General features: G+C 62.3%; 12 protein-coding genes. All 12 read left to right on the plus strand.

The genetic code is table 11. The features are described 5' to 3' along the window. The first annotated feature begins 329 nt into the window (after positions 1 to 329). Positions 330 to 1,796 carry a GGDEF domain-containing protein gene (locus GTP23_RS07380; protein WP_161034475.1) on the plus strand — a complete coding sequence of 489 codons (1,467 nt, stop codon included), beginning with the start codon at positions 330 to 332 and terminating at the stop codon, positions 1,794 to 1,796. An 82-nt stretch (positions 1,797 to 1,878) separates the two neighbouring features. Then, a complete protein-coding gene (locus tag GTP23_RS07385) occupies positions 1,879 to 3,558 on the plus strand; it encodes a SulP family inorganic anion transporter (protein ID WP_161034476.1) in 1,680 nt (559 codons plus the stop codon). Between the two features lie 117 nt (positions 3,559 to 3,675). Next, positions 3,676 to 5,868 carry a PAS domain-containing sensor histidine kinase gene (locus GTP23_RS07390; protein ID WP_161034477.1) on the plus strand — a complete coding sequence of 731 codons (2,193 nt, stop codon included), beginning with the start codon at positions 3,676 to 3,678 and terminating at the stop codon, positions 5,866 to 5,868. 57 nt (positions 5,869 to 5,925) lie between these two features. Then, the gene (locus GTP23_RS07395) at positions 5,926 to 8,133 is read left to right on the plus strand and encodes a two-component system response regulator (protein WP_161034478.1); all 2,208 of its coding nucleotides are present in this window, start codon (positions 5,926 to 5,928) and stop codon (positions 8,131 to 8,133) included. 19 nt (positions 8,134 to 8,152) lie between these two features. Further along, positions 8,153 to 9,967 carry a DUF885 domain-containing protein gene (locus tag GTP23_RS07400; protein WP_161034479.1) on the plus strand — a complete coding sequence of 605 codons (1,815 nt, stop codon included), beginning with the start codon at positions 8,153 to 8,155 and terminating at the stop codon, positions 9,965 to 9,967. 151 nt (positions 9,968 to 10,118) lie between these two features. Continuing rightward, the gene (locus tag GTP23_RS07405) at positions 10,119 to 10,976 is read left to right on the plus strand and encodes an urease accessory protein UreD (protein WP_161034480.1); all 858 of its coding nucleotides are present in this window, start codon (positions 10,119 to 10,121) and stop codon (positions 10,974 to 10,976) included. Positions 10,977 to 11,003: 27 nt separating this feature from the next. Next, positions 11,004 to 11,306: an urease subunit gamma gene (locus GTP23_RS07410; RefSeq protein WP_161034481.1), complete on the plus strand. Its 303-nt coding sequence runs from the start codon at positions 11,004 to 11,006 to the stop codon at positions 11,304 to 11,306. A gap of 57 nt (positions 11,307 to 11,363) precedes the next feature. Beyond that, positions 11,364 to 11,690, plus strand: a complete 327-nt coding sequence (locus tag GTP23_RS07415; RefSeq protein ID WP_155433827.1) for an urease subunit beta — start codon at positions 11,364 to 11,366, stop codon at positions 11,688 to 11,690. 27 nt (positions 11,691 to 11,717) lie between these two features. After that, positions 11,718 to 13,418, plus strand: a complete 1,701-nt coding sequence (gene ureC / locus GTP23_RS07420) for an urease subunit alpha (RefSeq protein ID WP_161034482.1) — start codon at positions 11,718 to 11,720, stop codon at positions 13,416 to 13,418. Between the two features lie 15 nt (positions 13,419 to 13,433). Further along, a complete protein-coding gene (ureE, locus tag GTP23_RS07425) occupies positions 13,434 to 13,967 on the plus strand; it encodes an urease accessory protein UreE (protein ID WP_161034483.1) in 534 nt (177 codons plus the stop codon). Beyond that, a complete protein-coding gene (locus GTP23_RS07430) occupies positions 13,967 to 14,647 on the plus strand; it encodes an urease accessory protein UreF (RefSeq protein ID WP_161034484.1) in 681 nt (226 codons plus the stop codon). Before ureE ends, GTP23_RS07430 begins: the two co-directional genes overlap by 1 nt. A gap of 13 nt (positions 14,648 to 14,660) precedes the next feature. Further along, positions 14,661 to 15,290, plus strand: coding sequence for an urease accessory protein UreG (ureG, locus tag GTP23_RS07435; protein ID WP_161034485.1), 630 nt, complete (start codon positions 14,661 to 14,663; stop codon positions 15,288 to 15,290). Positions 15,291 to 15,304: the final 14 nt, after the last annotated feature.

Consider the following 15,304-nt stretch of genomic DNA (forward strand, 5'->3'; position numbering starts at 1 on the left):
GCAGGCCGGTAGCAGCAAGCACGCTGTTGCCGGCCTGCCTTTTTTTATTCTGTACCATACATCGCCCCAGTCACGCTGAGCTGCACTTGTGCCGCCAGCTTTCCTGGTTGCGTGCCCTGTCCCATATCAGGCGGCATATTTGTTGCTGGCCGGAATTCTGGCTCCTATCCTGATATTGTTCTCAAAAAAGCAACAAAAACCCCGTCTGATAAGTTCATTAGGAAATATTTTGATCTAAATGACAAAATTTATTGCTTTTCGTGAATGATGTGTCAAACTTACACGGGTTTGTAATTTTCTAATTTTTTTGCTTGATGCAGGAGTGCAAGATGGCGGGTCGGAGCGTAAGTGCGGGCGTGTTTTTCAGTACGGATAGCGTCCAGCGTATGGCTTTTCAGGCGCTGTGCGGAGAAATGTTTGCCCAGTTGCATCTGACCGAAACTATCGACCAGGCGGTCGACCAGCTCGGCCAGCGTCAGCCAGACTTGCTGGTGCTGGATCTGAACGGCTACAACTACCTGAACGAACTGGCCGGCATCGGCACCCTGATCCGCAGCCGCGCCGGCGCGCCGGTACTGGTACTGTGCCCGTTCGACCATACCTCGTGGCTGCCGGAGCTGATGACTTTCGGCCATTTCGACTACCGTATCTGCCCCCTGATCGACGACGAGCTGCGTCAGTCCGTTGTGCAGGCGCTGGTGCAGCCTGTCGATGCCGCTGCCGCCCTGCAGCAGCAACTGCTGGACAAGGAAAAGGAACTGCGCGACGTGCTCGGCGTGCAGCGCAGCCTGCAGCGTGCGCTGGCCTCGATCGAGCCAGTGGAAACCATGGCTGCGCATATCTGTCTGGCCCTGTGCAACTTCCCCGGCGTGCGTCACACGGCACTGCTGCACATGAAAGAGCGCGGTGATCTGCAACTGGTAGCGCAGGAATCGCGCAACCATCTGGATCTGGCCCGTTTGCTGCAACGCCGCGACCGCCTGCTGCAATCGCCGCTGCGCGATATCTTCCCGCCGCTGCTGTCGGTGGCGCGCGGTGAGCTGATGCTGCTGGACGCGCCGGAAAAGGCCGGCAATCCCGAATTCGCCATGGCGCTGCATGACCGCGGCGTGCGCATGGTGCTGTCGCTGCCGCTGCGCGCCGCGCCGGGCGGTCCGGAAATCGGCGCCATCAGCCTGATGTTCGATCGCCACATCATGTTCTCGCGCGAGCAGTTCGCCTGCTTCACGGGGCTGGCCCAGATCATCAGCTTCGCGCTCGGCATGAGCGCGCTGCAGCACCAGAACGAAGAACTGAGCGGCCAGCTGTCGCAGATGAGTACCGTGGATAGCCTGACCGGCGCCGCCAACCGCCGCGCCGGCGAAGAAATGCTCGACCACGAACTGCGCCGCGCGCGCCGCTACGCCATCCCGCTGGCCGTGCTGTCCTTCGATGTGGTGGGCTTCCAGTCGGAAAACGATATATACGGTTCCAGTGTAGGCGATGCCGTGTTGCGCACCGTTGCCACCATCGTCAAGGAACGCCTGCGTACTTCGGACCTGCTGGCCCGTATGCAGGGCGAGCAGTTCATCGTGATCGCTACCCACACCAATGCGGCCGACGCCATGCGCCTGGCCGAGAAGCTGCGCAAAGCCATCGTGGAAGCCGATCTGCCTAGCGAAGCCACAGTGGTGATCAGCCTCAGTGTCAGCCAGACCCGCTCCGATGACGGCGTATCGGCGGTACTGGAGCGGCTCGATGTGGCACTGCAGCGCGCCAAACGCGTGGGCCGCTGCTGCATCGAACTGGCCGACTAGGCGCGCAGCATACAGGCTGCGCTAGACCTGCGGCGGCTGATGGCGTAGTCTTGCGGTATTTTTTCAGTACCGTGGACAAATTATGCTGTATTGGCTGAGACACTACCGGCGCGCCTATCTGGCGGGCGACCTATCTGCCGGCGTCGTCGTGGCAATGATGATGATCCCGCAGGGCACCGCCTACGCGCTGGTGGCCGGCCTGCCGCCGGTAGTCGGCATCTATGCCAGCATCCTGCCGCCCATGGTGTATGCGCTGTTCGGCAGCAGCATGACGCAGTCGGTCGGCCCCATGGCCATCATCTCGCTGATGACGGCCAGCGTGATCGCACCGCTGGCCGCCCCCGGTTCTGCGCTGGCTACCGTGCTGGCGGCGCAACTGGCGCTGGTATCGGGTGCCGTGCTGCTGCTGTGCGGCTTTCTGCGGCTGGGTTTTCTGGCCAACTTCTTTTCCCGCCCCGTGATGAACGGCTTTACCGTCGGTTCGGCGCTGCTGATCGCCTACGACCAGCTGCATACGCTGCTGGGCGCGCCGGTCGGACAGGTGCATCTGCCGAGCGCCATATTGGGCATCGGTGCCTTGCTGCTGCTGGTGCTGGCGCGCATGTATCTGGCGCAGCTGCTGGTGCGCTGCGGCCTGTCGGCCGGGCTGGCCGATATCGCGGCCAAACTGGCGCCCATGCTGGTGGTACTGGGCGGGATCGCGCTGATGGCAGTGAGCACACTGGCCGCGCAGGGCGTGCGCACCACGGGCGCCATTCCGGCCGGCCTGCCCGGACTGAATCTGGCGACCTCCGCGCCGCACTGGCGCAGCCTGCTGCAACCGGGCCTGCTGATAGGCTTTATCGTGTTCCTGATGTCGATGTCGGCGGCCCAGTCGCTGGCGCTCAAGCGCAACGAAAAGCTGGTCAGCAACCATGAGCTGATCGGGCTGGGGGCTGCCAACATCGCCAGCGCACTGACGGGCGGCTTTCCCGTCACGGGCAGCCTGTCGCGCTCCGCCGTCAACTTTGCCGCCGGGGCCCATACGCCGCTGGCCAGCCTGATCACGGCGACTCTGCTGGCCTGTGCGCTGCTGGCGCCTACCGGCTGGCTGGCGCTGCTGCCGCTGCCCGTGCTGGCTGCCACCATCATCGTCGCGGTACTGGGTCTGCTCGATCTGGGTATATTGCGCACCGCATGGGAGTATGACCGCGGCGATGCGCTGGCATGGGGCGCCACCTGCCTCGGCGTGGTGGCCATGGGGGTAGAAGCGGGCGTGCTGGTAGGCGTGGCGCTGTCCATGGGCACCCTGATCTGGCGTGCCAGCCGGCCCCATATTGCCGTGCTGGGGCGGATCGCCGGTACCGAACATTTCCGCAATATCGAACGCTACCCGGCTGAAACCCGGCCCGAGTTGCTGGTGCTGCGCATCGACGCCAATCTCTTCTTCGGCAATATGGAAGCCATCACCGAGCGTATCGAAAGCGAACTGGCCAGCCATGCGTCGGCGCGCCATCTGGTGCTGGTGATGAGTGCCGTCAGCTCGATCGACACCAGCGCGCTGTATGCGCTGTCGGAGCTGAACCAGCGCATGGGACGGCGCGGCCTGGGCCTGCATCTGGCCGAAGTAAAAGGGCCGGTGCTGGACCGCTTGCGCCAGAGCGCCTTGCTGCGCGAGCTGCATGGCCAGCTGTATCTGAGCACGCTGATGGCTTGCGATGCACTGCAAACCCCGCCCTACAGCCGTCAGCATGCCGGTGAAGCGGGCGGTTCGGGAATCTGAGCGGCGTTTTCCGCAGTTTTTAATGCGTACTAGAAACAATATTCATGGACTTCATGGGGCTTTGAACCTATGATTTCAGGCGTTGCCAGCAGATTAACCCCGAAAAATGGTTAGCCGATGTTAGACCGCCTTGCCCGCCGTGCCTCCAAAGTATCGATTGCCGTCTATGTCAGTGTGACACTGACAGCTGTTGTTACGCTGGTGCTGACGACGTTCGCCCTGTATTTCTATCAGGTCGAACGCGCCCAGCGCTGGGAGCAGCTGCACAAGACACTGGCCGACAGCGCGGAAGAACTGGCCGTGGCCGTGGCGCTGCCGGCCTGGAATTTCGACGAGACCCAGATCGTCACCATCATGAAGAGCGGCCTGAGTAACCGCGATCTGTATGCCAGCGCCGTCACTCCCGTCTCCAGCAGCCCGCCCTTCATCCTGACCCGTAGCGAAACGGGCCAGCTGGTGGAATCGACCCTGCTGCCGCAGCGCGATGACCTGATTTCTGTACAGCGCCCGATACTGGTATCGGGCCAGCACATCGGCACCATCACCGTGTATGCCTCGCCGGCCCAGCTGATTGAACAGCTGCGCCAGCGCCTGTACACCATCGTCGGCATGATCTTCGTGATGGTGGTGACGCTGGTAATGAGCCTCTACCTGCTGCTGTGGCATCTGGTTCTGAAACCGCTGACCACCATCGAACGCTATGCAGCCAATGTGAAAGCGGGGCAGAATCTGGGCGCCGAGCCGCCGCGCGACCTGTTCCTGGGCGAGCTGAAGACGCTGAACGGTTCTATCCGTGAAATGGTGCGCCTGATGGATAGCCGCTATGTGGCCATGCACGCCAGCGAAGAGCGGCTGCAGATCGCCAGTAGCGCTGCCGCCATCGGTATCTGGGACTGGAATATTCCTGACGATATCGTGGTGTGGGACGAGCAGATGTACCGCCTGTACGGTGTCGAAGGGCGCACCCTGCCGCGCCCCATGGACCAGTGGCGCAGCATGATGCATCCGGATGACCGCATTCCCACCGAGGCTTTGCTGCAGCAGGCGCTCGATGGCCAGGCCGAATTCGATGCGGAGTTCCGCGTAGTGTGGGAGGATGGTTCGGTACACCATATCAAGGGCGACGCCATGATCTTCCGCGATAGCGAGGGCAAGCCCGCGCGTATGGTGGGCGTCAACTACGATGTGACGGAAAGCCGTGTGGCAGCGCAGGAATTGCGCCGCCACCGTATCCATCTGGAAGATCTGGTGACCGAGCGCACCAATGCGCTGTCGGTGGCGGTGCTGCAGGCGCAGGCCGCCAACAAGGCCAAGAGTACCTTCCTGGCCAATATGAGCCATGAGCTGCGCACCCCGCTCAATTCCGTGATCGGCTTTTCCCGCCTGCTGGCGGACTCCAAGAACATGCTGCCGGAAGAGAAACGCAATCTGGCCATCATTCACCGCTCGGGCCAGCACCTGCTCACGCTGATCAACGATATTCTGGAACTATCCAAGATCGAGGCAGGACGCGCCGTGCTGCAGACGGACGTGGTGGCGCTGGCCGACATGCTGCAGGAAGTCATGGACATGGTCAGCATGAAGGCTAGCCAGAACGATGTGGAACTGGTGCTGGAGGCGGATGGCCTGCCGCCCGGCGCCTGCGTGGACGGCACCAAGCTGCGCCAGGTGCTGCTCAATCTGATGTCGAATGCTGTCAAGTTTGCGCCGCGCGGCCGTGTCACGCTGGCGGTGCATGGCCAGCTGCTGCAGGCGGCTAGCGGCGACCACTATGAGCTGGATTTTGCCGTCAGCGACAATGGCGCCGGTATCGCGCCGGAAGACCAGAGCCGCATCTTCGAGCCTTTCATCCAGGCCGATACCCCGGGCGGGCATGAAGGCACAGGGCTGGGCCTGACGATTTCGCGCGAATTCGTCCAGCTGATGGGGGGCGAACTGACGGTGGCATCGAAGCCGGGCGTGGGCGCTACCTTCCGCTTCCGTCTGGCCCTGCCGCTGGCCGATGCCTCAGCGGCGGCCTGTGGCGATGAAGTGCCAGCCGGCGTACCGCAGGCCAGCGAAGTGCGCCATCCGGTGCCGCATGCGCTGACGCTGGATGATCTGCTGAACCTGGATGCCACGCTGCGGGCGGACATGAAGAAAGCCTTGCTGGAACTGAATCTGACGCGGGTGGGCCAGTTGCTGGCACCGCTGCCGGGCGAGCTGGCCGCAGTGGTGGCAGGCATCGAATACATGCTGCGCCAGCACCAGTATCCGCAGCTGTGCCGCCTGCTGGACGATGCGGAAAACGGCACAGCGGCGCAAAGCTGAACGGTATATGATTAACCCTGCCCACAGGGGCGGCATCTAGTACGAAAGAGTTTTTACATGGTTCGGGAAATAACGGAGCAGTCGAGCAAGGGAGAAGTGCTGATCGTGGAAGACACGCCAGCCTCGCTCAAGCTGCTCAGCGATCTGCTGACTGAGGCAGGGTACTACGTGCGTCAGGCGCCGAACGGCGAGCTGGCGTTGTGGACCGTGCAATCGCGCCCGCCTGAACTGATCCTGCTGGATATCCGCATGCCCGGCATCGACGGTTTCGAAGTCTGCAAGCGCCTGAAGGCCGCGCCGGAGTTGAGCCAGATCCCCGTGATCTTCCTCTCCGCCCAGCACGACACGGACGACAAGGTACGCGGTTTTGCACTGGGTGCGGTGGATTTCATCGCCAAGCCATTCCAGGCCGAGGAGATACTGGCCCGTACCGATGCCCATGTGCGGCTGGCCCGTACCCAGAAAGCGCTGGCCGCCGAACGCGCCATGCTGGAGCAGCGCGTCAGCGAGCGCACGGCCGAACTGGCTGCACTGGCCACTTCGCTGGAACAAGAAGTGCAGCAGCGCCGTGCCAATGAAGAATTCATGCGCCTGTCCAGCCAGGTGTTCGAGGCGACTCAGGATGCCATCGTGGTCACCGACCGTTATGGCCGCATCGTCGCCTGCAATCCTGCTTTCACGCGTATTTCCGGCTACTCGTCCGATGAAGTGACAGGGCAGGGCGCTGCGCTGCTGCATGCGGGCGAAGCGGATATGAAGACTTTCCAGATCATGGTGCAGGCCATCGTCAAGACGGGCCACTGGTCGGGCGAGATCATGGCACGCCGCAAAAACGGCGATACCTTCCCCGGCCTGCTCAGCCTTTCCGTGGTGCGCGATGCGCAAGGAGAGGTGAGCAACCATGTGGCCGTGTTCATGGATATCAGCGAACGCAAGGCCGAACAGCATCTGATCGATTTCCTGTCGCACCATGATGCACTGACTGGCCTGCCCAACCGCCTGCTGGCGCGCCAGCAGTTCGAGCAGAAGCTGGCTGCGGCCAAACGCGAACACCGCTGCGTGGCCGTGATGTGCCTCGATCTCGATCACTTCAAGAGCATCAACGACTCCTACGGCCACGATGTGGGCGACAAGGCGCTGCAGGTGGTGGCGACCTTCCTCGGCGAATGCGTGGGTACGGACAACATCGTCACCCGTCAGGGCGGCGACGAATTCCAGATCATCGTGGCGGACGACCGCCAGCTGGCCCAGACCATGGCGCTGGCCCAGCGCATACTGGCCGGCCTGCGGCAGGAACTGATTATCGACCAGCATACGATCACCGTAACATCGAGCATAGGCATCGCCGTCAGCCTGGCCGATGGCGAGAGTTTCGATGAACTGGTGCGCAACGCCGACACGGCGCTGTTCCGTGCCAAGGAGGTGGGGCGCGATAACTACGCTTTTTTCACCGAACGCATGGATGCGGAAGTGCGCGACAAGCTGGCCATCCAGAGCCAGTTGCGTGGCGCTATCGCACGCGACGAATTCGAAGTTTACTACCAGCCGCAGATGTGTTTGCAGACGGGCGCCATCGTCGGCGCCGAAGCGCTGCTGCGCTGGGATAATCCGGTGCTGGGCCGGGTGCCGCCCAACCGCTTCATTCCGCTGGCCGAAGAGTACGGGCTGGTGAACTCCATCGGCGAATGGGTGCTGGCCAGCGTGTGCGCGCAGATCAAGGTGTGGCACGATCAGGGGCTGGGCGCCATCAAGGTGGCGGTGAATCTGGCGGCCAGCCAGTTCGTCAACGATGCCACTGTGCCGTATGTGGAAAATATTCTGCGCGATTTCAAAGTGGCGCCGCAATATCTGGGGCTGGAAATCACCGAGAGCACGGTGATGGGCGATCCGGACAAGGCGGTTGCTGCCCTGCGCCGGCTGAAGGCCATCGGCGTGGGCATCTCGCTGGACGATTTCGGCACAGGTTATTCCAGCCTGAGCTATCTGAAGCGCTTTCCCATCGATGTGCTGAAGATCGACAAATCCTTTGTCGACGATATCACCACCAACGCGGCCGATGCCGCAATTGCACTGTCGGTCGTATCGCTGGCGCACAACCTGAATATGCGCGTGATCGCCGAAGGGGTGGAAACGCGCGAGCAGATGGAGTTCCTGCGCCAGCACGGCTGCGACGAAATGCAGGGCTATTATTTCAGCCGTCCCGTCGATGCGGCGGCGTTTACCGGTTTGCTGCGCGAGCGGCGCTGTTTGCAGGACCTGTCTTAAACCGACTCACAGGAGTGTTATGGATAAGAAGTTCAACGCCGCGCTGACTGGCGCAAGCATGCTGCTGGCGCTAGGTGCCGCAGTTTCCCTGCCGCTGCAGGCCACTGCTGCCGATAAGCCGGCTGCTGCGGCCAGGGCCGAGCGTCCCGGTCCGGCCGATGCCCGCTTCAAGGCCATCTACACGCAGGAATGGAAATGGCGCCAGAGCCAGAAGCTGGAAGAGGGCGAGGACGATGACGATAGCGGCGTGGATACCAGCTTGCCGCGTATCGATGCCGCCACCCAGAAGCAGCGCCTCGATTACTGGCTGGCCGTGATGAAGAAGCTGGATGGCATCAGCGAGAAGCAGCTGTCGGCCGGCGAGAAGGTCAACTATCAGGTCTACAAGGCGCAGATCGCTGCGCTGATAGCGGCCCAGCAGTTCCGCGAATTCGAAAAACCGCTGAATGCCGATTCGGCCTTCTGGTCCAACCTCGCCAGCGGTGCACGCCGTCCGCTCACGACCGAGAAACAGTTGCGCGACTATCTGAAGCAGCTGGCCGATATGCCGCGCTACTTCAACGACGAAATCGTGAATATGCGTGCCGGTCTGGCGCGCGGCTTCACGCCACCGAAAGTGACGCTGGTGGGACGCGACAGCTCTATCACGTCCGTCACCGAGGCCAAGTCGGCGCAGGATACCGTGTACTACTTCCCGTTCAAGACCATGCCGGCCAGTATGCCTGCAGCCCAGCAGGAGGCGCTGCGTGCCGAAGCCGTGAAAGCCATCGAGACTTCGGTGCTGCCGTCCTACCGCAAGCTGCTGCAGTTCATGCGCGAGGAATATGTGCCGCATGCGCGCGAAGCACTGGCGGCCGAAAGCCTGCCTGATGGTAAAGCCTATTACCAGTCGAAGATCGTGGAGTTCACTACCACCTCCATGAGCGCTGACCAGATCCACCAGATCGGCCTGTCCGAGATGGCCAAGATTCGCGCTGAAATGCACGACGTGATCAAGCAGGTAGCCTTCGAAGGCGATCTGCCGGCCTTCCTGCAGTTCCTACGTACCGATCCGCGCTTCTATGCCAGGACGCCGGAAGAACTGCTGATGCGCTCGGCGTGGGTGGCGAAGAAGTTCGACGGCAAGGTAAGCCAGTATTTCGGCTATCTACCACGGCGCCGCTTTGCCGTGATTCCTGTGCCGGACGATCAGGCGCCGTTCTATACCTCCGGTCGTGGCGGTCCCGGTGTGTATCTGGTGAATACCTATAACCTGCCATCGCGCGCGCTGTATTCCGTGCCGGCGCTGACGCTGCACGAATCGGCACCGGGCCATGCCTTCCAGATGCCGGTGGCGATGGAGCAGAAAGGCCGTCCGGCCTTCCGCAATGCGTATATCTCGGCTTTCGGCGAAGGCTGGGCGCTGTATTCGGAACGTCTGGGTGTGGAAATGGGCATGTACGAAACGCCTTACGAAATCTTCGGCATGCTCAGTTATCAGGCATGGCGTGCTTCGCGTCTGGTAGTCGATACGGGCATCCACAGCAAGGGATGGACGCGCAAGCAGGCGCAGGATTATCTGCACGAGAATACGGCACTGTCCGAGCATGAAATCGAGACGGAGGTAGACCGCTATATCTCGTGGCCCGGTCAGGCGCTGTCCTATTACCTGGGCGAGATGAGCATCATTGCGGCGCGCCGCAAGGCCGAAGCGGCGCTGGGCACCAAGTTCGATATCCGTGCCTTCCACGACACCGTGCTGCAGCTGGGTTCCGTGCCGCTGCCTGTGCTGGAAGCGCGCATCGATACCTTTATCGCCGACGGCGGCAAGAGCCCCTATCCTCAGCTGGACTAGTGCCAGTCTGGCCGGCGTCGCACCATTGCGGCGCCTCGTGTAAGTCCTTTCTTAACGGCGCACCGCTTTGGTGCGCCGTTTTCACTTGGTAGCGGGCAAACGCGCAGCGCGCTCTCCTATGGGCTGGCATGGTGATTGCATAGATCACCGCATGCCCGATACCACTGCCATCCGTGAATACAATGCCGCCAGCCAGCACTGGCAGGCCAGCCTCACGCTCGGCTTCGGTCGCGATGGCGACACCACCCGTCTTTACGACAATCTGCATGCCGGCCCACTGCGCGTGCAGAAGGCGCTGTATCCGGAAGGCGGCGCAGTGTGCCACGCCATCATCGTCCATCCGCCCGGCGGCGTGGTGGGCGGCGACCAGCTCAGTATAGCCGTCAGCGTGGGTGCACAGGCCCATGCGCTGCTGGCCACACCCGGCGCAGCCAAGTGGTACAAGGCCAACGGCAAAGTCTCGCGCCAGCAGATCAAGCTGCAGGTGGGCGCTGGTGCTGCGCTCGAATGGCTACCGCAGGAAACCATTTTCTTCGATACCGCCCGCGTCCAGCTGGAACAGGAAGTCAGGCTGGGCGCCGGTGCGCACTACCTCGGCTGCGAGATTCTGTGCATGGGGCGGCGCAGTTCCGGCGAGGTGTATGCCAGCGGCTGCGTGAGCCAGCGCAGCAGCATCTACCTCGATGGCAAATTGATCTGGTGGGAGCAGGGCAGGCTGCTGGGTGGTCAGCTCGATAGCCCGCTATCGCTTCAGGGCCACAGCGTATGCGCCACTTTTCTTGCAGCGGGGCGGCAGGTGCCGGCGCCCTTGCTGGCCGAAATTCGCGCCGACATTGCTGCCGATGGCGAACATTTATTCGGCATTAGCCAGACCCGCAACGTGCTGGTGGCGCGCCATCTGGGCAACGACAGCGAAACGGCGCGCCGCCTGATGCTGGCGGTGTGGCGCCGCCTGCGCCCCTATCTGCTGGAGCGCGCTGGCGTAACGCCGCGTATCTGGCAGACCTGAACGAGACAACGATAGAGATACACCGACATGGATCTGACCCCGAGAGAAAAAGACAAGCTACTGATTTTCACCGCCGGCATCGTGGCCGAGCGCCGCCTCGCGCGTGGCCTGAAGCTCAACTATCCCGAAGCCGTCGCGCTGATCACCTGCGCCATCATGGAAGGTGCGCGTGATGGCAAGAGCGTGGCGCAACTGATGTCCGACGGTACCCGCGTGCTGACGCGGGCCGATGTGATGGAAGGCGTGCCGGAGATGATCCCCGACATACAGGTGGAAGCTACTTTCCCCGACGGCAGCAAGCTGGTCACCGTGCACCAGCCCATACCCTAAACAACAGAGAACCAGTATGACCCCTAACCGCATCCAGTGTTTGACAAGGAGCTCACGATGATACCCGGTGAATACCTGCTCGAAGAGGGCGAGATCGGACTCAATCAGGGCCGTGCCACGGCTACCGTGGTGGTCAGCAATCAGGGCGACCGTCCCGTACAGGTGGGATCGCATTTCCATTTTTTCGAAGTCAATACGGAGCTCAAGTTCGAGCGCTGGAAGGCCTACGGCATGCGCCTTAATATCGCTGCCGGTACGGCCGTGCGCTTCGAACCGGGCCAGCAGCGCACAGTGGAACTGGTGAAGCTGGGCGGCGAGCAGAAGGTGTACGGCTTTAACGGCAAAGTGATGGGCAAGCTGGCCGACCAGCCGCCCCGCAAGTAATCCAGACACGAGAAGGCAGGCAAGTACATGGTAACGATGACGCGGCGTGCATATGCGGAGATGTTCGGTCCCAGCAAGGGGGACCGCATCCGTCTGGCCGATACCGAACTGTTTATCGAAATCGAGCACGATTACGCCACCTATGGCGAGGAAGTGAAATTCGGCGGCGGCAAAGTGATCCGCGACGGCATGGGCCAGTCGCAGCGGCTGGCGGCCGAAGTGATGGATACGGTGCTGACCAATGCCGTCATCATCGACCACTTGGGCATCGTCAAGGCCGACATCGGCCTGAAGAACGGCCTGATCGCCGGCATAGGCAAGGCCGGTAATCCCGACATCCAGCCCGGCGTAACCATGGCCATCGGTGCGGCGACGGAAATCATTGCGGCCGAAGGCATGATCGTCACGGCAGGCGGGGTGGATACCCACATCCATTTCATCTGCCCGCAGCAGATCGAAGAAGCGCTGATGAGCGGCGTCACCACCATGATAGGCGGCGGCACGGGGCCGTCGGCCGGCACCTCGGCCACCACCTGCACGCCGGGACCATGGCATCTGCATGCCATGCTGTCGGCGGCCGATGCCTTCCCGATGAATCTGGGCTTTCTCGGCAAAGGCAATGTGAGCCTGCCGCAGCCGCTGGAAGAGCAGGTGCTGGCCGGTGCGATTGGCCTCAAGCTGCACGAGGACTGGGGCAGCACGCCAGCCGCCATCGATAATTGCCTGAGTGTGGCCGATCAACTCGATGTACAGGTGGCCATCCATAGCGATACGCTCAACGAGGGCGGCTATCTGGCCGATACGCTGGCCGCGTTTAAAGACCGCACCATCCACACCTTTCACACCGAGGGGGCGGGCGGCGGCCATGCACCGGACATTATCGCGGCAGTGGGCGAAAGCAATGTGCTGCCCTCGTCGACCAATCCTACCCGTCCCTACACGGTGAACACGCTGGACGAGCATCTGGATATGCTGATGGTGTGCCATCATCTGGATGCAGCGATAGCCGAGGATGTGGCGTTTGCCGAATCGCGCATCCGGCGCGAGACCATTGCAGCAGAAGATATCCTGCACGATATCGGCGCCATCTCCATGATGTCGTCCGACTCACAGGCCATGGGCCGGGTGGGCGAAGTCATCATGCGTACCTGGCAGACGGCGCACAAGATGAAGGTGCAGCGGGGCGCGCTGGCACCGGATACGGCACGCAACGATAATTTCCGCGTCAAGCGCTACATCGCCAAATACACCATCAATCCGGCCATTACGCACGGCATTGCCCATGCCGTGGGTTCGCTGGAAGCGGGCAAGATCGCCGATCTGGTGCTATGGAAGCCGGCCTTCTTCGGCGTCAAGCCGTCCATGATCCTCAAGGGCGGCATGATTGCAGCGGCCCAGATGGGCGACCCGAATGCCTCCATCCCCACACCGCAGCCGGTGCACTACCGCATGATGTTCGGCGCCTTTGGCGGCGGCCTGAAAAAGTCCTTCACCTTTGTCTCGCAGGCCGCTTACGACGCCGGCATAGGCCAGCAGCTGCAGCTGAATAAAACCCTCATCGTGGCGCGCAATATGCGCACGCTGCGCAAGTCCGACATGATCCATAACGGCGCCACGCCGCAGATGCATGTCGATCCCGAAACCTATGAAGTGCGTGCCGATGGCGAACTGCTGGTGTGCCAGCCGGCCAGCGTGCTGCCCATGGCGCAGCGCTACTTCCTGTTCTGATTCTGTGGGCCGAGCATGCTGACCTTACATACCAAACTGAGCCAACTGAGCAACCTGAGTACCGCCGGACAGATTGCCGCGCAACTGGTACTGCCTTACGAACTGCGCGAGAAATGCCGCCTGCGCGCCACGCTCGACAACGGCGAAGAGGTGGCCGTGTTCACCGTGCGCGGCACGGTGCTGCGCGATGGCGATCTGCTGACGGGCGAAGACCGCCGCGTGATCCTTGTGGTAGCCGCACCCGAACCCACCTACACCGTCACCTGCGCCGATGCGCAAGCCTTGCTGCGCTGTGCTTTCCATCTGGGGAATCGCCACACGCAGGCGCAGGTGGGCGATGGTTTCCTGCGCATCCGTGCCGACGCCGTGCTGAAGGAAATGCTGCTAGGGCTGGGCGCCACGGTGACGGAGGAACTGGCGCCGTTCGAGCCGGAGGCAGGTGCCTACGGCGGTGGCCATGGCCATCACCACGAAGCTGGCCAGCATAGCCATCTGCTGGCACCGGTGCCGCTGCGCCAGAAGATCCACCGTCCCGGCGATACGCGCTGATGCAGGCCGCCGCCTTGCTGCACCTGCTGCAGTTTGCCAGCCCCGCATTGCCGATAGGCGCTTACAGCTATTCGCAAGGGCTGGAAGCGGCGCTGGAGCGCGGGCTGGTGCACGATGCGGCGACGGCGCGTGACTGGATAGTGCGGCATCTGCATGAAGTGGTGGCGTGCTGGGAAGCGCCCGTGTGCTGGCGGCTGATGCAGGCCTACACGCGGCGCGACTGGTTGGATGTGGCCTTGTGGAGCGAGCGCTTTATCGCCTCGCGCGATAGTGCCGAATTCCGTGCCGAGACTATCCAGATGGGCTTTTCCCTGAGCCGGCTGGTAGCGGAACTGGGCTTCGTCGATGATGAAATGCTGGCCCACTTGCAGGCACAGAGCGAAGTGGCGCTGCCTACGGCCTATGCCTGCGCCGTGGCCGCGCTGGGCATACCGCACGATGCCGCCTTGCTGGCCATGCTGTTTGCGTGGGCCGAGAATCAGGTGCTGGTGTGCGTGAAGTCGGTGCCGCTGGGGCAGGTGGCGGGCCAGCGTCTGCTGCTGTCGCTGCGCGCCGAGCTGGAAGCGGCAGCGCGGCATGCGCAGTGCGTGCCGGATGAAGAGATGAGTAACTGGGCGCCGGGCCTGTCGCTGCTGTCTGCCCAGCACGAAGTGCAGTACAGCCGTTTATACCGTTCCTAACGAGAGAGTGTTTATGAGTATTCCATCCAACCCCCTGCGCGTCGGCATTGGCGGTCCGGTCGGCTCCGGCAAGACAGCGCTGTGCGAAATGCTGTGCAAGGGCATGCGCGAGCGTTATGACATGGCCGTGATTACCAACGATATCTACACCAAGGAAGACATGGAGATACTGCTGCGCGCCGACGCGCTGCCGGCAGAGCGCCTGATGGGCGTGGAGACGGGCGGCTGCCCGCACACGGCTATCCGCGAAGACGCCTCCATCAATCTGGAAGCCATCGCGCGCATGCAGGCTGATTTCCCCGCGCTCGATCTGATACTGGTGGAATCCGGTGGCGACAATCTGGCCGCCACCTTCAGCCCCGAGCTGTCCGATCTGACCATCTATGTGATCGACGTGGCCGGTGGCGAAAAAATTCCGCGCAAGGGCGGTCCCGGCATCACCCGTTCCGATCTGCTGATCATCAACAAGACCGATCTGGCGCCCCATGTGGGCGCTGACCTCGCAGTGATGGCGCGCGATGCCAAGCAGCAGCGCGGCGCACGTCCTTTCCTGTTCACCAATCTGCGCAGCGGCGAAGGCGTGCAGGCCGTGATCGACTTTATCCGCGTGCAGGGGCTGATGGAAGCCCGCGACGCTGCCTGAATCTGAATCTCTAG

This window comes from Duganella fentianensis (assembly GCF_009857835.1).
Classification (GTDB): Bacteria; Pseudomonadota; Gammaproteobacteria; order Burkholderiales; family Burkholderiaceae_D; genus Rugamonas; species Rugamonas fentianensis.